At 59.0% G+C, this 19,297-nt stretch carries 15 protein-coding genes; 4 read left to right on the forward strand and 11 right to left on the reverse strand.

The window, feature by feature from the left end; genetic code table 11:
- Positions 1-51: 51 nt before the first annotated feature.
- Positions 52-912, forward strand: coding sequence for a calcium-binding protein (locus J7412_RS12580; protein WP_209078955.1), 861 nt, complete (start codon positions 52-54; stop codon positions 910-912).
- Positions 913-1,175: 263 nt separating this feature from the next.
- A complete protein-coding gene (locus J7412_RS12585; RefSeq protein ID WP_209078956.1) occupies positions 1,176-1,685 on the forward strand; it encodes a DUF2087 domain-containing protein in 510 nt (169 codons plus the stop codon).
- 219 nt (positions 1,686-1,904) lie between these two features.
- Here J7412_RS12585 and J7412_RS12590 read toward each other — a convergent pair whose 3' ends face one another.
- From J7412_RS12590 to J7412_RS12640, 11 genes are all read right to left on the reverse strand, one after another.
- On the reverse strand, positions 1,905-2,681 hold the full coding sequence (locus tag J7412_RS12590; RefSeq protein WP_209078957.1) for an enoyl-CoA hydratase-related protein: 777 nt from the start codon (positions 2,679-2,681) through the stop codon (positions 1,905-1,907).
- 65 nt (positions 2,682-2,746) lie between these two features.
- On the reverse strand, positions 2,747-3,217 hold the full coding sequence (locus J7412_RS12595) for a cytochrome c-type biogenesis protein (protein ID WP_209079118.1): 471 nt from the start codon (positions 3,215-3,217) through the stop codon (positions 2,747-2,749).
- 11 nt (positions 3,218-3,228) lie between these two features.
- The gene (locus J7412_RS12600) at positions 3,229-5,202 is read right to left on the reverse strand and encodes a heme lyase CcmF/NrfE family subunit (RefSeq protein WP_209078958.1); all 1,974 of its coding nucleotides are present in this window, start codon (positions 5,200-5,202) and stop codon (positions 3,229-3,231) included.
- Between the two features lie 74 nt (positions 5,203-5,276).
- Positions 5,277-5,864, reverse strand: coding sequence for a holin family protein (locus J7412_RS12605; RefSeq protein ID WP_209078959.1), 588 nt, complete (start codon positions 5,862-5,864; stop codon positions 5,277-5,279).
- Positions 5,855-6,466: a holin-associated N-acetylmuramidase gene (locus tag J7412_RS12610; RefSeq protein WP_209078960.1), complete on the reverse strand. Its 612-nt coding sequence runs from the start codon at positions 6,464-6,466 to the stop codon at positions 5,855-5,857. Before J7412_RS12610 ends, J7412_RS12605 begins: the two co-directional genes overlap by 10 nt.
- A 147-nt stretch (positions 6,467-6,613) precedes the next feature.
- Entirely contained in the window at positions 6,614-7,063 is a 450-nt protein-coding gene (gene ccmE, locus J7412_RS12615) for a cytochrome c maturation protein CcmE (RefSeq protein ID WP_209062379.1), read from the reverse strand.
- A 27-nt stretch (positions 7,064-7,090) separates the two neighbouring features.
- Entirely contained in the window at positions 7,091-8,119 is a 1,029-nt protein-coding gene (argC, locus tag J7412_RS12620) for an N-acetyl-gamma-glutamyl-phosphate reductase (RefSeq protein ID WP_209078961.1), read from the reverse strand.
- A gap of 138 nt (positions 8,120-8,257) precedes the next feature.
- The gene (locus J7412_RS12625) at positions 8,258-9,070 is read right to left on the reverse strand and encodes an aspartate/glutamate racemase family protein (RefSeq protein WP_209078962.1); all 813 of its coding nucleotides are present in this window, start codon (positions 9,068-9,070) and stop codon (positions 8,258-8,260) included.
- A 19-nt stretch (positions 9,071-9,089) separates the two neighbouring features.
- On the reverse strand, positions 9,090-9,968 hold the full coding sequence (locus tag J7412_RS12630) for a lysophospholipid acyltransferase family protein (RefSeq protein WP_209078963.1): 879 nt from the start codon (positions 9,966-9,968) through the stop codon (positions 9,090-9,092).
- A gap of 158 nt (positions 9,969-10,126) precedes the next feature.
- A complete protein-coding gene (locus tag J7412_RS12635) occupies positions 10,127-13,543 on the reverse strand; it encodes an indolepyruvate ferredoxin oxidoreductase family protein (RefSeq protein ID WP_209078964.1) in 3,417 nt (1,138 codons plus the stop codon).
- A gap of 225 nt (positions 13,544-13,768) precedes the next feature.
- Complete coding sequence (locus J7412_RS12640) at positions 13,769-15,373, reverse strand: EAL domain-containing protein (protein ID WP_209078965.1); 1,605 nt, start codon at positions 15,371-15,373, stop codon at positions 13,769-13,771.
- A 370-nt stretch (positions 15,374-15,743) separates the two neighbouring features.
- Between J7412_RS12640 and J7412_RS12645 the strand changes: the two genes are divergently transcribed.
- Together J7412_RS12645 and J7412_RS12650 are read left to right on the forward strand one after the other, a co-directional pair.
- Entirely contained in the window at positions 15,744-16,649 is a 906-nt protein-coding gene (locus tag J7412_RS12645) for a LysR family transcriptional regulator (protein WP_209078966.1), read from the forward strand.
- Between the two features lie 347 nt (positions 16,650-16,996).
- On the forward strand, positions 16,997-19,279 hold the full coding sequence (locus J7412_RS12650) for a mechanosensitive ion channel family protein (protein WP_209078967.1): 2,283 nt from the start codon (positions 16,997-16,999) through the stop codon (positions 19,277-19,279).
- The last annotated feature ends 18 nt before the right edge of the window (positions 19,280-19,297 follow it).

Genomic DNA, 19,297 nt, shown 5'->3' on the forward strand with positions numbered 1-19,297 from the left:
TCATAGGCATACCCCGGCGCCATTTGCGCCTGTTTGTTTGGAGATTTTAGAATGTGGATGTTGAGCCTTTTGCTGGTCGGACTGGCTGCTGGCGGATTAATCAGCGACGATGATGATGGCGAAATTGGTATGATCGAAAGCGAAGGTGAGGGTGATGAAGCGGTTTCCGACACCCTAATTGGGGTGACCGAAGGCGAAGATAAGGGTGAAACCGGCCTGCTGCGTGAGGGCAACGACAGCGATAACGCAATTTCGGGCACATCTGGCCACGACATCCTTTCTGGTGAGGGCGGTAATGACACGCTCGATGGCGGTCAAGGACGAGATTTCCTGTTCGGCTTCACCGGAGATGACACCCTGCGCGGCGACTTGAACGACGACCTTCTAGCTGGAGGCGAAGGCGACGACCTCCTGAGCGGTGGCGAGGGCAATGACACTCTTCGCGGGTATTCTGGAAACGATACACTCAACGGTGGCGCGGGCAACGACGTACTCATAGGCGCCGATATCTCGAACCGCGAAATCGAGATTGGCGATGTCTACAGAGATCGTGACGTGTCAAGCCCGCTCGAGTTCGAGGAGCCAACGGAAGACGAAGCCAACGTGCTGGACGGCGGCGGTGGCAACGACGTGCTTTTACTCGGCGAAGGGGATACCGCAACCGGTGGCGAAGGAGTGGACCTGTTTCAAATCGGGCAATGGATTGACGAGGATGCCCCGCTGATCACCGATTTTGATGCAAACGAAGATATTCTTTCCGTTCTGTATGAAGATGATCAACCGTCACCGACCATCACCCTTGAGCGTACTGGAGGCGAAACCCAGGTTCTGGCTAATGGTGTGGTGATGGCACGTATCGCAGGCGATGCGGCAGGCTTGGACGTATCCGATGTGGTTCTGACCGTAGCCTAACAGCCCCAATCAAAACATCAGGCCGCAGGGCTCCCCTTGCGGCCCGCCACGCGCAAAACCCGTTGCATGCGTTTTGCGCGATGACTAGGGTGGCGTCAGGGTCCGCAGTTCACCCAGGCGCCGCCGGTCAGTCTGACTTTGCTAAACCTGCGAATTTATGAACCGACAGCATGCTTTTGTGCGTGTCGTCGATAAGGGCGGCCATCGACCCCGGCTTGGGCTTTTTGCCTCTCGGGACACACGCCAGCCAAAAGGATGCGCTCATGTCCAAAGACGTGACCCCGCTATATGTGGCCGATGTTTCGGCCTTCACCAAACAGCTGCGCCGTTCTCTTGCAGGGCAAGACGCCCTGCCCGGCCACGCGGCCATGATGGGACTGGTGGCCAAGGCCGCCGGATTTCAGAACCATCAGCACCTGCGTAACACCGCCGCCAAAGCACCGCCGACGCTGGACGAACTGGCCCTCAAACGCGCCCTACGGGTGTTTGACGAAAACGGCAAAATGTTTCGCTGGCCCAAATGGACCAAGGTGCAGGGTCTTTGCCTCTGGCCCTTCTGGGCGCGCATGCCTGCCCATCAGGATCTCAGCGAAAAAGAGGTCAACGCCGTCCTGAAAGACGGGCTGGCCTTTGACGATCACGTGCTACTGCGTCGCTCCCTGATCGACCACAAACTGGCCGAGCGCACCATTGATGGCCGCATCTATCGCCGCATAGAACAAAGGCCAACACCCGAAGCGCTGGCCCTCATGCGGCGCCTCAAAGAGCGCTGAATGCCGCTCTGCTCCCCATGCCTGCGCCTGTGGCGGGCGTGGGGTAACAGAATTGAGCATCGTCCTGAAAATTTGAAACGCTAGGTTTCCACCAACGCGCAGGAGGCGCAGCCGACCAGCCCCCGCCCCACCCCAAGGGAGGGGGCTTCACCCCCACCCAGGGTCGGGGGCTGGTCTATGTGACCCGCTACAGTCGTTGCAGATTTGTTAAACGATGATCTAGCGCCCCTCATATTGTGCGGGGCGCTTTTGCAGAAAGGCCACCACGCCTTCCTGAAAATCGCGAGTCTTGCCAAGCTTGCCCTGCCGCTTGGCTTCCTGCTCCATCTGCTTGGTCCAGTCGTTGGCCGAGCTTTCCTGAATGGCGCGTTTAATCTCTTTGTATGCCAGCGTCGGGCCACTCGCCAAATGCTTCGCGCGTGCCTGCCAATGGGCCTCAAAACCCTCATCCGGCACCACTTCCCAGATCATCCCCCATTGATCTGCCTGCGTGGCCGAAATGCGCTCGCCAAAGAGCGCAGCGCCCATGGCTTTGGCGGTCCCCATACGGCGCGGCAGCTCATAGGTGCCGCCTGCGTCCGGCATCAATCCAATCCGGCTAAAGGCCTGCAGGAAGTAAGCGCTCTCCGCGGCAATCACCACATCCGCCGCCAGCGCCAGATTGGCCCCCGCCCCGGCCGCCGCTCCGTTCACCGCGCTGATGGTCGGGATCGACAGGTCGCGCAGCGCGCGCAGCATCGGCATGTATTCGTCCCGCAGCGTGCGCTCCAGATCCACATGCGCAGCATTGGCACCGTCCCCCAGATCCTGCCCGGAACAGAACGCGCCTCCCGCACCGGTCAGCACCAGCACACGCGCAGTTTCACCGGCGGCAATGATGGCATCCGTGATTTCCGCACGCATTTGCTGCGTCATCGCGTTCAATGTCTCGGGTCGATTGAACGTGATCACGGCCACGCCGTCCTCTACGGCATAAGTGATCGTCTGATAATCCATGAAGTTTCTCCCTCTCCCCGACAATTCATCGCTAAATTGTGCGGTTCCTCAAGGGGGAATTTGCGTCAGTCTTCAAGGATTTCCTTCAATCGGGCCGCCTCTTCGGCGCTGAGCTTGCGTTCGGTCGGCGCGCGCGCCTGAGAACGCCGCCGCGCATAGGCCAGCCCCATGCCAAGCGCGATGATCAACATCGCCGGCCCCGCCAGATAAAGCACGAGGTTGGAGCCGGTGGTGCGCGGCCGCAGCAGCACATATTCGCCGTAGCGCTCCACCACAAAATCCACCACGCCTTCGTTGCTGTCCCCGGCCACAAGGCGCTCACGCACCAACAGGCGCAGATCACGCGCCAGCTGTGCGTTGCTTTCGTCAATGCTTTCATTGCGGCACACAAGGCACCGCAAATCCTTGGAAATTTCCCGCGCCCGCTCTTCCAGAGCAGGATCGGCCAAGACCTCATCAGGCTGTACAGCCGCGCTTGGTCCTGCCATCAGCATCGCCACGGTCAGGGCGGCTCCGAATTTGCGTAGGGCGTTCATCATCTCAAACCTCATTCCGCCGGCACACCGCCGCTTGGCGCTTTGCGCGCGCCCGCAGCCACGCGGTAACGCCGGTCGCTCAGGCTCAAACAGCCGCCAAGCGCCATCAGGAACGATCCCATCCAGATCCAGTTGGTCAGGGGCTTGATATAGGTACGCACCGTATAGGCCCCGCCCGACTGTTCATCGCCAAGCGCCAGATACACATCCCGCAGCACGCGGTAATCAATCGACGCCTCGGTGGTTGGCATCCCCGCAATCGGATAGACCCGCTTTTCCGGATGCAGCATGGCAATTTCTCGGCCACCGCTGCGCACCCGAATGTCCGCCATGGTGCTCAGGTAATTCGGCCCCTCCACATCACGCACATTCTCAAGGGTGATCTCAAACGCGCCGACGGTGTATGGCTCATTCAGCTGCGCCACACGGATGTCTTCCTGTTCCCAGGCCATCAGACCGGCAACACCAAACATGGTCACGCCAAGCCCCGCATGGGCCACCGCCTTACCCCAATCCGCACGTGGCAGCCGCGTCATCCGGCCCAAACGCGCCTTCAGATCGCCCCGTCCAGTGCGCGAGAGCAGGTCCGTGGCGGCACCAAAGACCAGCCATGCGCCAAGGAACAGCCCCACCGGCCCCAGAAGCGACCGTCCGCTCTGCATCGCCCAGGCCAGCCCGGCCAGCGCAATCGCCAGCATCAATGCAGGCACCAGCGGCTTCATCGCCTTACCAAGCTTGGCCCGCTTCCACGGCAGCATCGCGCCAATCGGCAGGATCGCGCCAAGCAACACCATGAAAGGTGTGAACGCCATATTGAAGAAGGGCGGGCCCACGCTCAGCTTGCGGGCAAAGGCAAGCTCGCTCACCAGCGGCCAGATGGTGCCGATAAAGACCACAAAACAGGACACCGCCAGCAGGATATTGTTGAGGACCAGCGCGGTTTCCCGGCTGACCACCCCAAACACACCTTTGGCTTCCATCGCCCCTGCCCGTGCCGCAAACAGGGTCAGCCCGCCGCCTGTGAACAGCGCCAGAATGGCCAGAATGAACACACCGCGCTCCGGATCATTGGCAAAGGCATGCACAGAGGTGATCACACCGGAGCGTACAATGAAGGTCCCGATCAGGGAGAAGCTGAAGGCCATGATCGCCAGCAGGATCGTCCAGCTTTTCAGCGATTCACGTTTTTCCACCACAATGGCGGAATGCAGCAGCGCCGCCGCCAGAAGCCATGGCATGAAGGAGGCGTTTTCCACCGGATCCCAGAACCAGAAGCCGCCCCAGCCCAGCTCGTAATAGGCCCACCAGGAGCCAAGCGCGATGCCGATGGTCAGGAACACCCAGGCCGCCAGCGTCCATGGCCGCACCCAGCGCCCCCAGGCCGCATCCACACGGCCCTCAAGCAGCGCAGCAATCGCAAAGGAGAACGCCATACTCAGACCCACGTAGCCCAGATAGAGGAACGGCGGGTGCAGTGCGAGGCCCACATCCTGTAGAAGCGGGTTCAGATCGCCGCCGTCAAACGGCACCACATCCATCCGCAAAAACGGGTTGGACGTCAGAAGGATAAAGGCAAAAAACGCAACTGCCACAGAGGCTTGCACCGCCAAAGCTCGGGCGCGCAAGGTTGCGGGCAGATTGCCGCCAAACCACGCAAGACAGGCACCAAAGATGGTCAGGATAAACACCCAGAGCAGCATGGAGCCCTCATGGTTCCCCCAGACACCGCTCACTTTGTAAAGCATGGGCTTCAGCGTGTGGGAGTTGCTCACCACCAGCTGCACGGAGAAATCAGACACCACAAAGGCATAGGTCAGCGCTGCAAAAGAGAAGCCTGTGAACAGGAACTGCAAGCCCGCAGCCGGTTCGGCCACGGCCATCCAACCGTGCCATCGCTTATGCGCGCCAACAAGAGGAACGATTGCCTGCACCACGGCGGTGACGGCGGCTAGGATCAGTGCGAAATGGCCGAGCTCTACTATCATGGCGTCTATATAGACCTGCCTCCCCGAGGGTCCAATGCAATTCGGCGTGAATCTCGGTCCAGATTGTCGCGCCCTCAGCCTGCCGTTTTGCGCCAATCATCTAGGACAGGGTTCTTCAGGCCTTCCGGCCCCTCTGCACTCTCCTTTGGCGCACGGACGTCTGCCCGCTCGTCCGCGCCTGCATCACCCTCTCGTTTCTGGATGTTTTCCAACGTCTCAATGGCCTCAACAACCTGCGGCACCTGCTTCAAGTTTTGCGACATACTGCGTTGAAATTCATGCCCTTTCGCCTGATGCCGCGCGCCAAAGTAGAAACTCACGATCACGCCCAACAGCCACCACATCGGATCAGGCACCAACGCAATGCCGGTCATGCGCGCCGCAAACCACACCGGATCCACCATGGCCGCCACAAACAGCGCCAGACAACCAATCGCCATGGCCGGGCGCGGCACGCGGTTGACCCCGTCCATCAGCCGGTCAAACACCCCGCGGTCAGCTTGCCGAAACTCTTCCGCATGGCTCTGCATCGCCGCGATCTGCACGTCCTGCGCCCGCTGCGCCCCTGCTTCCGCGTTCTCCCTAAACACCTCGGCGGTCTCTGCAATCACATTGCGCCCGCCGCCAAACACAAAGGACAGCGCCCGTTCAATCAGCCCCATGACGCCACCCGTTTCTGAAATTCCTCCGCACTCAGATGATATCGGGGCGAGATGAATTCCTCCGCCCGCTTGATCCATCCGCCTTTATGGCCCGCCCGCGTACGCGCATATTTGCGCGATTTGGGGCGTAGGTCTGCCAGCCGGAAATAATAGTTCCGCCGCGCCACACCGTAAGCATCGGCAAGATGATGCGGCGCCAGCCCGGCAGCCGCCTCACAGGCGGCGATGGTCTGCGGGCCAATCTGCCCGTCCACCGTGACCTGCTGCCCCATCTGCACAAGCAGCCGCTGCAGGATCTTCACCGCATTGCCGCCTGCATTGACATACATGTCAAAGACTGAGGCCTGCAAAACCTCCGGCAAACCGCTGATCCCCGGGGCCTCGTAGTAATGCTTCAGAAAGACCCGTTCCGCATCTTCCCGTGTCAGCGCCCGGATATCCGCCGCATCCACATCGCCATCCCTGTCTTTGTCCAACCCAAGCCGCCGCGCCGTATGGATGGTCACGCCAAATTTGGTCGCCCCGCCCGGATCATCCGGATCATCTACAAAACCCCCTTCGCGGGCCACAATCTCCCGCGCGATTTGCTGCACATTCAACATTCTGTCGCCCTCCTGTGCCTGACACGGCCAAGCTGGCACGCCTGCGTTAAGCCCCTCCAAGCCCGCCGCACGCTGCTGTTGCGCCCATAGAAAAACCCGCAAGCCGTCAAGCCTGCGGGTTCAAATCTCTGGAGAAAGGGGCTGCGGTCAGCCTTCGCTCTCAGGCTCCTGATACACGCCCTGCTCTTTCAGCGCGTCCACCACCTCTTTGGGCATATAGGTCTCATCGTGTTTGGCGAGGATTTCTGTCGCCACAAACACCCCGTCCACATAAGAGCCTGTGCCCACCATGCCTTCGTTCTCCTTGAACAGATCCGGCAGGATGCCGGTGAAGGTCACAGGCACCGACGCGCCGCCATCTGTTACGGAAAACCGAACGGTCTCCCCATCGGCCCGCACCAAGGTGCCATCCTCAACCAGCCCGCCAATGCGGAACACCTCGTTGGCCGCGGGAGGCTCTTCAAGCACCTGAGAAGGTGAGCGGAAGAAATTGATCCCATCTCGCATCGCATAGCCAATCAAGGCGGTGGATACGATCATGGCTACGAAGGTCAGGATGATCACCTGGATCCGACGTTGCTTTTTCAGGCTCTTCATTTTTAGTCTCCCGCGCCACAGCGCATTTTACGGGAAGCAAGGCGCCAGCATCAGGCCGGCGGTTTCCTCTTCTCCCAACATCAGGTTGGCGTTTTGCAACGCCTGCCCGCTGGAGCCTTTGGTCAGGTTGTCCAGCGCCGCAATCACAATCGCGCGCCCCTCGATCCGGTCTCCGGTCACGCCGATATGGCAGAAGTTGGAGCCCCGCACATGGCGCGTGCTTGGCGCTTCGCCAAAGGGCAGAACCTCGATGAACGGCTCATCACCATAGGCCGCCGCGAGGGTCGCATGGATCTCCGCCGCATCCCCCTGCACATAAACCGTCGCCAGAATGCCCCGGTTTGCAGGCACCAGATGCGGGGTGAACTGTACCTTCACCTCGCGCCCCGCAATCTTGGAGAATTCCTGATCGAACTCGCCCAGATGCCGGTGCGTGCCGCCAATGGCATAGGCGTGATAGCCTTCGCTCAGCTCCGCATGCAGCAGGTTCTCTTTCAAGGACCGCCCTGCGCCGGATACTGCACATTTCAGGTCCAGAATGATCTGATCGAGATCAATCACACCCGCTTCAATCAGCGGACGCAGCGCAAACTGTCCGGTGGCCGCGTTACAGCCAGTCCCGGCCACAACCCGCGCCGCCTTGATCTCTTCGCGGTAAAATTCGGTGAGGCCATAGACCGCCTCTTGCTGAATTTCGAGCGCATCATGCTGCCCGCCGTACCATTTGGCGTATTCCTCTGGGTCGCGCAGACGGAAATCCGCGCTCAGGTCGACAACCTTAACGTCAGAAGGCAACGTCTTGATAACCTTCTGAGAAGTCGCGTGTGGCAAGGCGCAGAAACACAGATCCACATCGGCAAAATCAATCTCGTCGATCTTGCACAGGGTCGGCAATTCCAGATGGCGCAGATGCGGGAACACCGCAGACATCTCCATGCCTGCCTTACGATCTGCGGACAGGGCCACAATCTCCATGCTCGGATGGGTGGCGATCAAACGCACCAATTCAGCTCCGGTATAGCCACTGGCGCCAAGAATTGCGATTTTATGGGTCATCTCAAAGACCTCTTTCCTGTTGTTGGCCGCAGCTGTTCAGCGGCCACCCCGTCACCTGCGGGGTAAATAATCAAAAATTGGGAGTTTTGCGAGAGCCTGCGCCCGCAGGTCGCATGTGGCTCTCTTCACGATCGGGTGTTAGGCCGATTCAAAGGTAATTCGTCGTCGCAAAAACTGCGTCGCCCGGTCAGAGACCTTGCGCACGTCGCCTGTGGTCAGGAACATATTTTTTTCGCCCGTCCCGATCATGGTTGGGTGCCGCTCCAGATAATCCGCCAGTGATTCTGCAACCAGATTGGCCTGACTATACACTTTTACCCCTGCGCCCAAAGCATCTTGGAAGGTGTCATGCATAATCGGGTAATGGGTACAGCCCAGGATCGCCGCCTGCGGCTCTGGCATCTTGCGTTTGAGCGCGTCCACATGGCTGCGCACCAGCGCTTCGGCCAGGATCATATCGCCATCTTCAATGGCATCCACCACGCCGCCACAGGCCTGTGCCTCCACATCCACGCCAATCGCGCGGAATGCCAGCTCGCGCTGAAACGCGCGGCTTGCCACGGTGGCCGGTGTCGCAAACAGCGCCACATGCTGCACATCCACTTCACGCGGCGGAGAATTGTCCCCCCAGCTGCGCTCGGTCAGCGCCTCAATCAGCGGCACAAAAACACCCAGCACCCGCTTGTCGGTCGGCACCCAGCTTTCCTGCATCCGGCGCAGCGCGGCCGCGCTTGCGGTGTTACAGGCGAGGATCACCAGATCACAGCCCGCGTCCCACATCCGCTCCACCGCCTTGGTGGTCAGATCATACACATCATCTGCGTCGCGCACCCCGTAAGGCGCATGCGCATTATCGCCGAAATACACAATCGGCACCTCCGGCAAGCGCTTGCTCACCGCGTCATAAACGGTCAGACCGCCCAGACCACTGTCAAAAATCCCAACTGCCACAACACACCTCTATCCGCGATCAGGCGCGGTATTTTTCTTCAAACTCAAATCCATAGCCAAAATTGGCAATGGGCTTGGGAGAAAGAGAATAAGTGCTGTCTCGCAGAAAGTCCATGAGCGCCTTGGTGTCTTTGGCGCGGCTGTTGATCGCATTACGGTCAATTGGTTTGCCAATCACCACGCGCACCGGCGTATCCACCCGCTTTTTGAACTCCCGTATCAGAAAGCCCATGCGCAGCGTGTAATGCAGATGGCTGGCGATCTGAAACAGGCGGCTGGTGTGCCCGTCAAAGAACACAGGCACCACGGTGGCCTCCGATTTCGCCACCATCCGCGCGGTAAACCCGCGCCAGCCCGGATCAAGCGGCGTGCCAAAAGGTGTCTCCGCCGTGCTGACCGTGCCGCCAGGGAAAATCCCAATGGCACCGCCCTCTTTCAGGTAATTCAGCGCGGTCTTGCGGGTTTCGAGATTCTGCTTCACCGCCTCTTTGGTCTCATCAAAACTGACCGGCAGAATGACGCGGTTGAGGTCTTCGGCTTTGCGGAACACCTGATGCGCCAGAATGCGGAAATCGCCGCGCGTCTGGCTCAGGATATTGCCCATCATCAGCCCGTCCAGGATCCCATAGGGATGGTTGGCGATCATGATCAGCGGGCCGGTTTTGGGAATATTGGTGAGGCTCCCGCCCACAACATCCAGCGACAGCCCATAGCGCTCGCGCATCACCGCCCAGAAATCCCGCCCGGCGGCCACTTCCGTCTCATAGCCCTCAGCGCGCTTGATCAGGCGCAGCCGCCCTGTGGCATTCTCCATCACACGGATCATCGCACGACCACTGCGAGTCTGTGCGGAGTAGGCATAACTGATGTCACGGGCAACTTGGCGTTTGGACGGCATGGGTCTTCTCTGGTCTCTGTGTCCGCGCATCATATGTCAGAAATGCGACAGTTTTTTTAACCCCTTTGCCTGCGCCTTGCGAAAATTGGCGCAGCCACAAAAAACGCCCACCGCAAAAACGGCAGGCGTCTCATTTCCTAAAGTGATGGATCGCGATCCTATTCCGCCGCCGCTTTCATCTCATCGCCATCCCGCAGCGCCGCCAAAAGCTCCTCGCGCCGCTTCGCCGCCTTGGCCTCGTGTTCCTGCTTCACCGGACCAAAGCCACGGATTTGCAGAGGCAATGCCGCCAGCGCCACAGCCGCCTCATGCGGCTTTTCGCCGTGCTCCGCGATCACCATCGCCATATCCGCTTCATATTGCTTGATCAGCGCACGCTCCATCTTGCGCTCTTCTGTGCGGCCAAACAGATCCAGCGGCGTGCCGCGCAGACCTTTGAGCTTCGCTAGCAGCTTGAAGAGACGCAGAGTCTTCGGGCCAAACTCCGACTTTTCCGGCCGGCCATTGGCGCCCATCTTGGCCCGTGTGGGCGGCGACAGGTGGAATTTCATGGTGAAATCCCCCTCAAACACCTCTTCAGCCTTGGCGCGGCTCTCCAGATGCAGGCGCGCCACTTCATATTCGTCCTTATAAGACAGAAGCTTGTGATAGCCCTTTGCCACCGCTTCCTTCAGGCGTTTGTCAGACACGCTGTCCACCAGCTTGCGATATCGCTTCGCGAGGCGTTTGTTCTGGTATTTCACCAGATGATCCGCACGGAAGGCGATTTTTTCCTCAAGGCTCTTGGGCATCTGCACAACCTTCGGGGTCAGCAAAGCCTCTGCATCCTCCGGATAGAGTATCGCCCAGCGACCCACTTCAAAGGCGCGCTGGTTTTTCTCAACCGCTGCACCGTTCAGTTCAATCGCAGACGTAATCGCCTCATGGCTCAGCGGCACAAGACCCTGCTGCCAGGCCGCGCCAAAGATCATCATGTTGGAGAAGATCCCATCCCCCAGCACAACCCGCGCCAGTTCCGAGGCATCAAACATACTCAGCTGTTCGCGCAGCCGCGCCTGAAGCGCCACCTCAAGCCGCCCGCTGGGCAGTTTAAATTCGGTGTTCTGCGTGAAATCCCCGGTGATGATCTCATGGCTGTTCACCACGGCCCCGGTGCGCCCGGTGCTGGTCAGGCCAAGGGTTTTTGCCCCGGCACTCACCACCAGATCACCGCCGATCAGCGCATCACATTCCCCCGTGGCCACACGCACCGCGCTGATGTCATCGCTGCGTTCTGCAATCCGGCAATGGATATGCACCGCGCCGCCCTTCTGGGCCAGCCCCGCCATTTCCATCATCGCAGCCGCCTTGTCGTCGATCTGCGCCGCCTGTGACAGGATTGCACCGATGGTCACCACCCCCGTACCGCCAACACCGGTGATCACCACATTATGGGTGCCATTGATCTGCGCGAGCTTTGGTGTCGGCATCTCTGGCAGATCCACCGCAGTGGTCGCCGCCTTGCGGATTTTTGCGCCTTCCACGGTCACAAAAGACGGGCAGAACCCATTGAGACAGCTGAAATCTTTGTTGCAGCTGGATTGGTTGATCTTGCGCTTGCGCCCCAGCTCCGTTTCCACCGGCTCAATCGAGATACAGTTGGATTGCACCCCGCAATCCCCGCAACCTTCGCAGACATCGGTGTTGATGAACACCCGCCGATCCGGATCAGGGAACGCGCCCCGTTTGCGGCGGCGACGCTTTTCACTGGCGCAGGTCTGCACGTAAACAATCGCCGTTACACCGCTGATATCACGAAACTTCTTCTCAACCGACTTAAGGTCGGCGCGCTCATGAAAGCTGATACCGCTTGGGAACAGGCTCTGATCCACCTCTTCCTTTTCATCATAGACCACAGCCAGCTCCTGAACCCCGATCGCGCGCAGCTCACTGGCAATCCGCTGCGGGCTCAAATCGCCCTCATTGGTCTGCCCGCCGGTCATCGCCACCGCGTCGTTGAACAGGATCTTGTAGGTGATGTTGGTCCCCGCCGCCATGGCCGCACGGATCGCCTGAATGCCGGAGTGGTTATAGGTGCCATCCCCAAGGTTCTGGAACACATGTTTGGTCTTGGAAAACGGCGCTTCGCCAACCCAGTTGGCTCCCTCACCCCCCATATGGGTGTAGCCGGTGGTCTCGCGATCCATCCACTGCACCATATAGTGACAGCCAATCCCCGCATAGGCGCGGCTGCCCTCCGGCACTTTCGTGGAGGTGTTGTGTGGACAGCCCGAACAGAACCACGGCGTGCGCACCGCAATATCCTCGGCATTGTCAGAGCGCTTGGCCTCCAGCAGCGTGTTCATCCCGGCCTTCACCGCATCGGTGCCGCGCCCTTCCTCAATCAGGATCTCACCGAGCTTCTCGGCAATCATGATCGGGTCCAGCGCGCCGCGTGTCGGGAACAGCTCTTCGCGCCCCATCAGTCCCGCACCGCCTTTGTACCAGCCATAAACGCGACGCCCGCGCCGATCATCAAAGATCGCCTCCTTGATCTGGATCTCAATCAGCTTGCGCTTTTCTTCCACCACCACAATCAGATCGAGCCCTTCGGCCCATTCGTTGAAAGTGGTCATATCCATCGGGAAGGTTTGGCCCACCTTATAGGTGGTGATCCCCAGCCGCGCGGCCTCTTCCTCATTGATGCCCAGAAGCTGCAACGCATGCACCAGATCAAGCCAGTTCTTGCCCGCCGCGACAAAGCCGATCTTCGCACCCGGCTTACCCCAGACGCGCTTGTCCATACGGTTGGCCCGACTAAACGCCTCCGCGGCAAAGCGTTTGTAGTCAATCATCCGCGCTTCCTGCGCGTGTGGCGTGTCTGCGAGCCGGATGTTCAGCCCACCCTCAGGCATATCAAACTCAGGCTCCACAAAGCTCAAACGGTGCGGATCACCGTTTACAACAGCGGTGGCCTCAATCGTGTCTTTCATGGTTTTCAGGCCAACCCAGACCCCGGCAAAGCGGCTCAGCGCGATGCCATAGAGGCCAAAGTCCATGATCTCCTGCACACCCGCCGGGGACACAACCGGCATATAGGCATCCACCATCGCCCATTCCGATTGGTGCAGCACGGTCGAGCTCTCGCCCGTGTGGTCATCCCCCATCGCCATCAGCACGCCGCCGTGTTTGGAGGTGCCCGCCATATTGGCATGACGCATCACGTCGCCGGTGCGGTCCACCCCCGGCCCCTTGCCGTACCAAAGGCCATAAACCCCGTCGAATTTGCCTTCCCCGCGCAGCTCGGCCTGCTGGCTCCCCCACAGCGCCGTGGCTGCCAGATCCTCGTTCAGACCGGCCTGAAACAGCACATCGGACTCCCGCAGCACCTTCTCAGCCTTGGTCATCTGGCTGTCGACCGCCCCAAGCGGCGAGCCCCGATACCCGGTCACATGCCCGGCCGTGTTCAGCCCCGCCTCCGCATCACGCGCCTTCTGCATCAGCATCAAACGCACCAACGCCTGCGTGCCATTGAGCATCACACTGTCTTTGGACAGGTCAAACCGGTCGTTTAAGGATACTTTTTGGATACTCATCTTGCGCTCCCCTCGCTGGACGGTCTCTTCCAATATAGGCGTTATAATAAGTCGTAATTACTGACCTATGTAAACATTTTTTTGAACAAGCGTTCTTTTCCTATTCCCTGTGAGAAATAGTACGCAAAGCAACGACTTTGGATCAAAGAAAATTGTTCACAGCGCAAGCTGTGCGGCGCAGGGCTTAAATTCTGAACTGGATCACCCAGAGGATGACTCCAAATGTCAGACGCCCTGCGCGGTCTCCGCATCCTGCCCAAACGCCGCCCAGTCAGATTGCAAAAGCGCTGTAACCTGCTCTGCCGGAACAGCTTTTGCAAAAAGAAAGCCCTGCGCTTTTTCACAGGCCAGTTCCCGCACAAAGGCCAGATCCTCAGCGGTCTCGATCCCCTCAGCAGTCACCTCAAGCGCCAGCCCCCGCGCCAATGTCACAATGCCAGCCACAATGCTCTGGTTCTGGGTTTGCTCGGAAATGTCGGTCACAAAGCTGCGATCAATCTTCAGCCCGTCAAAAGGCAGCCTCTGCAGACAGGCCAAACTGGAATGGCCGGTGCCAAAATCATCGAGCGCAATCGAAACGCCAATGTCCTTTAGCTCCCCAATTTTGCGCCCGGCTTCCTCAAAATCATCAATCACCGAGCGCTCTGTCACCTCAAGGATCAACCGCGCCGCCGGAAACCCTGTTTCCACCAGAATCTCTTGGATCGAGGGGATCAGATTGGGGTCATTGAACTGCAGACCCGACACATTAAACGACAGGGTCAGGCTTTCATCCCAATCCCGCGCATCCAGACAGGCGCGGCGCAGAATGCTCTGCCCCATGGCGCCAATCAGCCCGCAATCCTCTGCCAGTTCGACAAACACATCCGGCGACACAAACCCGCGCACGGGATGCTGCCAGCGCGCCAAAACCTCCAGCCCTCTGACCTTATTTTTATTAGAACAAACAATAGGTTGATACCAAGGCTTAATGTCACCATTAGCAATCGCCTCGCGCAGATCAGCGGTGATCTGCGTGCGGTTGCGCGATTGCTGATCCTGCGTCTCATCATACCAGGCGTAAAGTCCACGCCCCTGTGAGCGCGCCTGAAAAAGTGCCTTATCCGCCCGCCGCAGCACCTCGGTCACATCGTCATTCGATTGGATCTGCACCAGCCCCGCGCTGACCCCGACATGCACCATCACCTCACCGATCTGGATCGGCTGCGCCAGATCATAGACCAGCCGCTGCGTCGCCCGCTCCACCTTGCGCGCATCACTGCTTGCGTCAAACAGCATCACAAATTCATCGCTGCCCAATCGGGCCACCACCCCGGCAGCGCCGATCTCGCGCACCAGCCGCTCCTTGACCGCCACAAGCGTCGCATCCCCAACCGAGTGGCCATGCAGCTCGTTGACAGGTTTGAACCGGTCCAGATCCAGCAACGCCAGAAAGCGCGCGCCGTCCGCCGAATCCCCGTCCGCTGCTTGCCTCTGAATGGCCTCTCCCAAAACCTCTTTGAAGGCGCGCCGGTTAAAGACCCCGGTGAGCGGGTCATAGCGCGCCGAAATCTCCGCCTGTGCGCGCAGCGCATCCCGCTCCCGCCACAACCGCTTCAGCCGCCGCGATTGATAAATGACTGAGAACAACAGAGCAAACGTGAGGTTGATGATCAGCATCGCAAATTCATCAAGATCCCAGTCTTCATGCGCGCGGCTGTAGTCATGAAACCACTCAAACGCCTCAAGCCGGGCCAGTATCGGCCAGGTGATCAGCGCCGACAGAAAAAATCCGATGTAAATACAGTAATGAGGCGCAAACCGCGCTCGTAACGTAGAAAAGTACCGCATGTTAAGTTGGCTCAACGCCTCTCATCAAAGGGCTCGGAAATTTTTGACGTTTTATTCACTAAATGCTGTGCGCGCACCGTAACAGGCGTATTTAAAATTGTAACCTCTTACATTTATTTCAATTAAAAGACGCATAGCGAAAGAAAAGGTGAGATTTTGGGCAGTTTTCGCAACGGCGAAGCTTTCAGGTGGTGCGGCCCGCGCGCCCAAGAACCGCACCAAACACCTGTAAAGCTATGAAACAAGGGAAAACTGTGCTTTTCATATGGGGCCTGACGGCGTATCTGGCTGCTTTCGTTGGGTCCAAACAGGTCGAATTGTTTTGACTGACAACTAACCACATGACACAAAACAACAAAATGGAGCCGTCATGGATTGGGACAAACTCAGGATTTTTCACGCAGTTGCCGATGCCGGCAGCCTGACGCACGCCGGTGATGTGCTGCACCTGTCGCAGTCCGCTGTGTCCCGCCAGATCCGCGCGCTGGAAGAATCTCTGAACACCACCCTGTTTCACCGCCACGCCCGCGGGCTGATCCTGACCGAGCAAGGCGAGCTGTTGTTTGATGCAACCGCTGCGATGAACAAACGGCTTGATGCCGCCGCCGCACGCATCCGCGACAGCGAAGAAGAGGTCTTTGGCGAATTGCGCGTGACCACGGCCATCGGCTTTGGCACGCTCTGGCTCGCCCCCCGTCTGGCCAAGCTCTATGAACAATATCCGGATCTCAACATCGACCTGATGCTCGAAGAGCGCGTGCTCGACCTGCCCATGCGCGAAGCCGATGTGGCCATCCGCATGAAAGAGCCAAGTCAGGCCGATCTGATCCGCAAACGCCTGATGAGCGTGCGCATGCGTCTTTATGCGTCGCGCAAATATATCGAGGCACATGGCGAGCCCACATCGCTCAGCGATCTGTCCGCACACCGCCTGATTTGCCAGAACGTCAACTCCGAACAGGTCGGCGCAGGCGCCAACTTTGTCACCAGCCTGCTGGCCAATGACGTGAGCAAGATGCTCTACGTCAACAACTACTATGGCGTGCTGCAGGCCGTGCGCAACGATCTCGGGATCGGCGTTCTGCCCAACTATCTGATGCAGGATTTCCCTGATCTGGTGCGGATTCTGGATGATGTGGAATCCAGCGAAGTGCCAGTATACTTGGCCTATCCAGAGGAATTGCGCCAATCAAAGCGCATCGCAGCCTTCCGTGATTTCGTTCAGGAAGAGATCATTTCACACCGCAAGCAATTGCGGGATAAGGAAAATCGCTAAGCTATGCAGATTGCGCATAGCAGCAATGATTAACCTGCGACATAAAAAACCTTGAAGGTTTATAAACTGACTACTAATTGAACACTCGAAGACGATGATTGCTTAGATGCGCATCATCTTCACCTCCCTGTTGGACTAAGGCCGAGCTTTCATGCTCGGCCCTTTTTTTGGCCAAACCCAATTTCGGGGTCTTTTCGGCCAACACATTCTCAACACGCTTTTTGCGGGAAATGTGCCTTTCAGATTTCACCTTCTGAAATTAACCTTTCATTTACAGGTCGGTCCTTGACCTCTGCAGGCAAAGCGCATCTGCTGTTCACAACTTTTTGATCACTTCAGGGTTCCTCATGAGACAACTCATTTTGTCCATAGCATCCGTGCTGTTTTTAAGCATTGGATTAAGCGCGGTGGCGCAGGCACAGACGCTGCCAACCACCACAATATCATCAAGCAGCGCCGAAGCTCCGGAAATCGATCCGTCCGAGATGTCACCGGAGGCCATCACCTCGATGGTGGCCCGCATGTCCGACGATCAGGTGCGCGCTGTCCTGCTGGACCGTCTGGACGCGGTCGCCGCCGGCAGCACTTCTGGCGAAGCACCGCAATCGCTGATCGACCGGGGTGCTGCGCTTTGGGCCGCCTTCTCCACGCCGCTGCTTGATGCGCTGCGCAAATTGCCTGTGCTTGTGCCGTCGCAGTTTCAGGCCTTCTCCAACTTCACCGCCTCTTATGGCGGAGTTGGCGGCGTCATGGGCCTCTTTGGCCTTGTCGCGCTGATCTTGGCCGTCGCTCTTGCCGTGGAATACGGCGTGCGCGCCTGGCTCATCAAGATCCGCAACCCCGAAGCCACTCAGGGCGAGGCCACATTGCGTGAGTCCCTGACCTTCCTGTTCAAGCGCTTCCTGCGCGAGATCTTCGGGCTGGTGATCTTCTATATCACCGTGCGCATTATGGGCCGCACACTGCTGGATCCGCAGCAGGTGACCTTTGTGGCGCCCTTTATTGGCTACATGATCTGGATGCCCCGCATCGCGGCAGCCTTCTCCCGCTTCCTGATGGCCCCCAACCGTCCTGACCTGCGCCTCGTGCACATCAGCGACCGCTGGGCCAGCTTCATCCACCGCCACATCATTGGCGTTGTGATCCTGGGCGGCGCAACCATCTTTGTGGTGGATTTTAACGCCACCAACGGCATCCCGCCGGTGACAACCCGCATCGGCTTCTGGATCGACTCCATGGTCTATCTCTACATCGCCTTCATCGCATGGACCGCGCGCGAAGGCCTGAGCGAGATGATGCGTGGCGATGACCCGGACCGCACCGAATTTGACGAAGCACTGGCGCGCATCTACCCCTATTATGCGCTGGCTGTTGCGGGCCTCACATGGGTACTGGTCTCCACGCTGATTGGCCTGCAACAGGTCAAGCTGCTGCTGGGTGGCGCGCATTACACCACCATGTTCTGGCTCCTGATGGTGCCGGTCATCGACACCGGCATCCGCGGGCTTGTCCGTCATCTTGTGCCACCGATGCAGGGCGAAGGCGCCACCGCCGAGGAGGCCTATATGGCCACCAAACGCAGCTATGTACGCATCGGCCGCGTGGTTGCCGTGGGCGCCGTGCTCGCGCTGATCACCAGCGCATGGAACGTGTCTCTGCTCAGCCTGCTGCAGGACCGTGCCGGCATCGCAGACAACCTCTTCAGTTTCGCCATGACCGTGATCGTCGGCTATGTGGTCTATGAAGGTGTCAGCCTTTATATCAACCGCCGTCTTGCGGCAGAGATGACCGCGCTTGGCATGAGCCAGGAAGATGCCGACAACGAAATGGGCGGCGGCGGTGCCACACGCCTCTCCACTGTGCTGCCACTGCTTCTGGTGACCGCACAGGGCGTGATCATCGTGATCTTTGGCCTGCTCTCAATCGGCAACCTCGGCATCGACATCACGCCGCTTCTGGCTGGTGCCGGTATCGCCGGTCTGGCCATCGGCTTTGGTGCCCAGAAACTGGTGACAGACGTGGTCTCCGGCGTGTTCTTCCTCGTGGATGACGCCTTCCGCGTCGGCGAATATGTCGAGATCGACGGCACCATGGGCGCGGTTGAGAAAATCTCGATCCGCTCCATGCAGCTGCGCCACCACCTCGGACCGGTCCACACCATCCCTTACGGCGAAATCCCCAAGCTCACCAACTACTCGCGTGACTGGGTGATCATGAAACTCAAGTTCACAGTGCCGTTTGACACCGATCCCAATAAGGTCAAAAAGATCTTCAAAAAGATCGGTCAGGAGATGCTCACCGAAGAGCTCTACAAGGATGATTTCCTGCAGCCGTTCAAATCTCAGGGCGTGCTGGACATCGACGATGTTGGCATGATCATCCGCGGCAAATTCATGGCCAAGCCGGGCAAGCAGTTCATGATCCGCAAAGAGATCTACAACCGCGTCAAATCCGCCTTTGCTGAAAACGGCATCGATTTTGCCCGCCGCGAGGTGCGTGTTGCCCTGCCCGAGGCCGCCAAAGAGCTGCCCGCAGCAGAGCAAGCCGCGCTCACCGCCGCCGGGGCCGCCGCCGCGCAGCAGCAGGAGCAACAAGCCCCCGCCGCCGCGCCCAAAGGCCCTGACGGCTAACGCTTAGCCCAAGGCACA

This window comes from Shimia sp. R9_3 (genome assembly GCF_017743755.1).
In the GTDB taxonomy this organism is placed as follows: Bacteria; Pseudomonadota; Alphaproteobacteria; order Rhodobacterales; family Rhodobacteraceae; genus Shimia.

Excerpts from the sequence above, each read along its gene's own strand:
- J7412_RS12580 (WP_209078955.1), top strand. The coding sequence starts at position 52 with ATGTGGATGTTGAGCCTTTTGCTGGTCGGACTGGCTGCTGGCGGATTA.
- J7412_RS12585 (WP_209078956.1), top strand. The coding sequence starts at position 1,176 with ATGTCCAAAGACGTGACCCCGCTATATGTGGCCGATGTTTCGGCCTTC.
- J7412_RS12590 (WP_209078957.1), bottom strand. The coding sequence starts at position 2,681 with ATGGATTATCAGACGATCACTTATGCCGTAGAGGACGGCGTGGCCGTG.
- J7412_RS12595 (WP_209079118.1), bottom strand. The coding sequence starts at position 3,217 with ATGAACGCCCTACGCAAATTCGGAGCCGCCCTGACCGTGGCGATGCTG.
- J7412_RS12600 (WP_209078958.1), bottom strand. The coding sequence starts at position 5,202 with ATGATAGTAGAGCTCGGCCATTTCGCACTGATCCTAGCCGCCGTCACC.
- J7412_RS12605 (WP_209078959.1), bottom strand. The coding sequence starts at position 5,864 with ATGGGGCTGATTGAACGGGCGCTGTCCTTTGTGTTTGGCGGCGGGCGC.
- J7412_RS12610 (WP_209078960.1), bottom strand. The coding sequence starts at position 6,466 with ATGTTGAATGTGCAGCAAATCGCGCGGGAGATTGTGGCCCGCGAAGGG.
- ccmE (WP_209062379.1), bottom strand. The coding sequence starts at position 7,063 with ATGAAGAGCCTGAAAAAGCAACGTCGGATCCAGGTGATCATCCTGACC.
- argC (WP_209078961.1), bottom strand. The coding sequence starts at position 8,119 with ATGACCCATAAAATCGCAATTCTTGGCGCCAGTGGCTATACCGGAGCT.
- J7412_RS12630 (WP_209078963.1), bottom strand. The coding sequence starts at position 9,968 with ATGCCGTCCAAACGCCAAGTTGCCCGTGACATCAGTTATGCCTACTCC.
- J7412_RS12635 (WP_209078964.1), bottom strand. The coding sequence starts at position 13,543 with ATGAGTATCCAAAAAGTATCCTTAAACGACCGGTTTGACCTGTCCAAA.
- J7412_RS12640 (WP_209078965.1), bottom strand. The coding sequence starts at position 15,373 with ATGCGGTACTTTTCTACGTTACGAGCGCGGTTTGCGCCTCATTACTGT.
- J7412_RS12645 (WP_209078966.1), top strand. The coding sequence starts at position 15,744 with ATGGATTGGGACAAACTCAGGATTTTTCACGCAGTTGCCGATGCCGGC.
- J7412_RS12650 (WP_209078967.1), top strand. The coding sequence starts at position 16,997 with ATGAGACAACTCATTTTGTCCATAGCATCCGTGCTGTTTTTAAGCATT.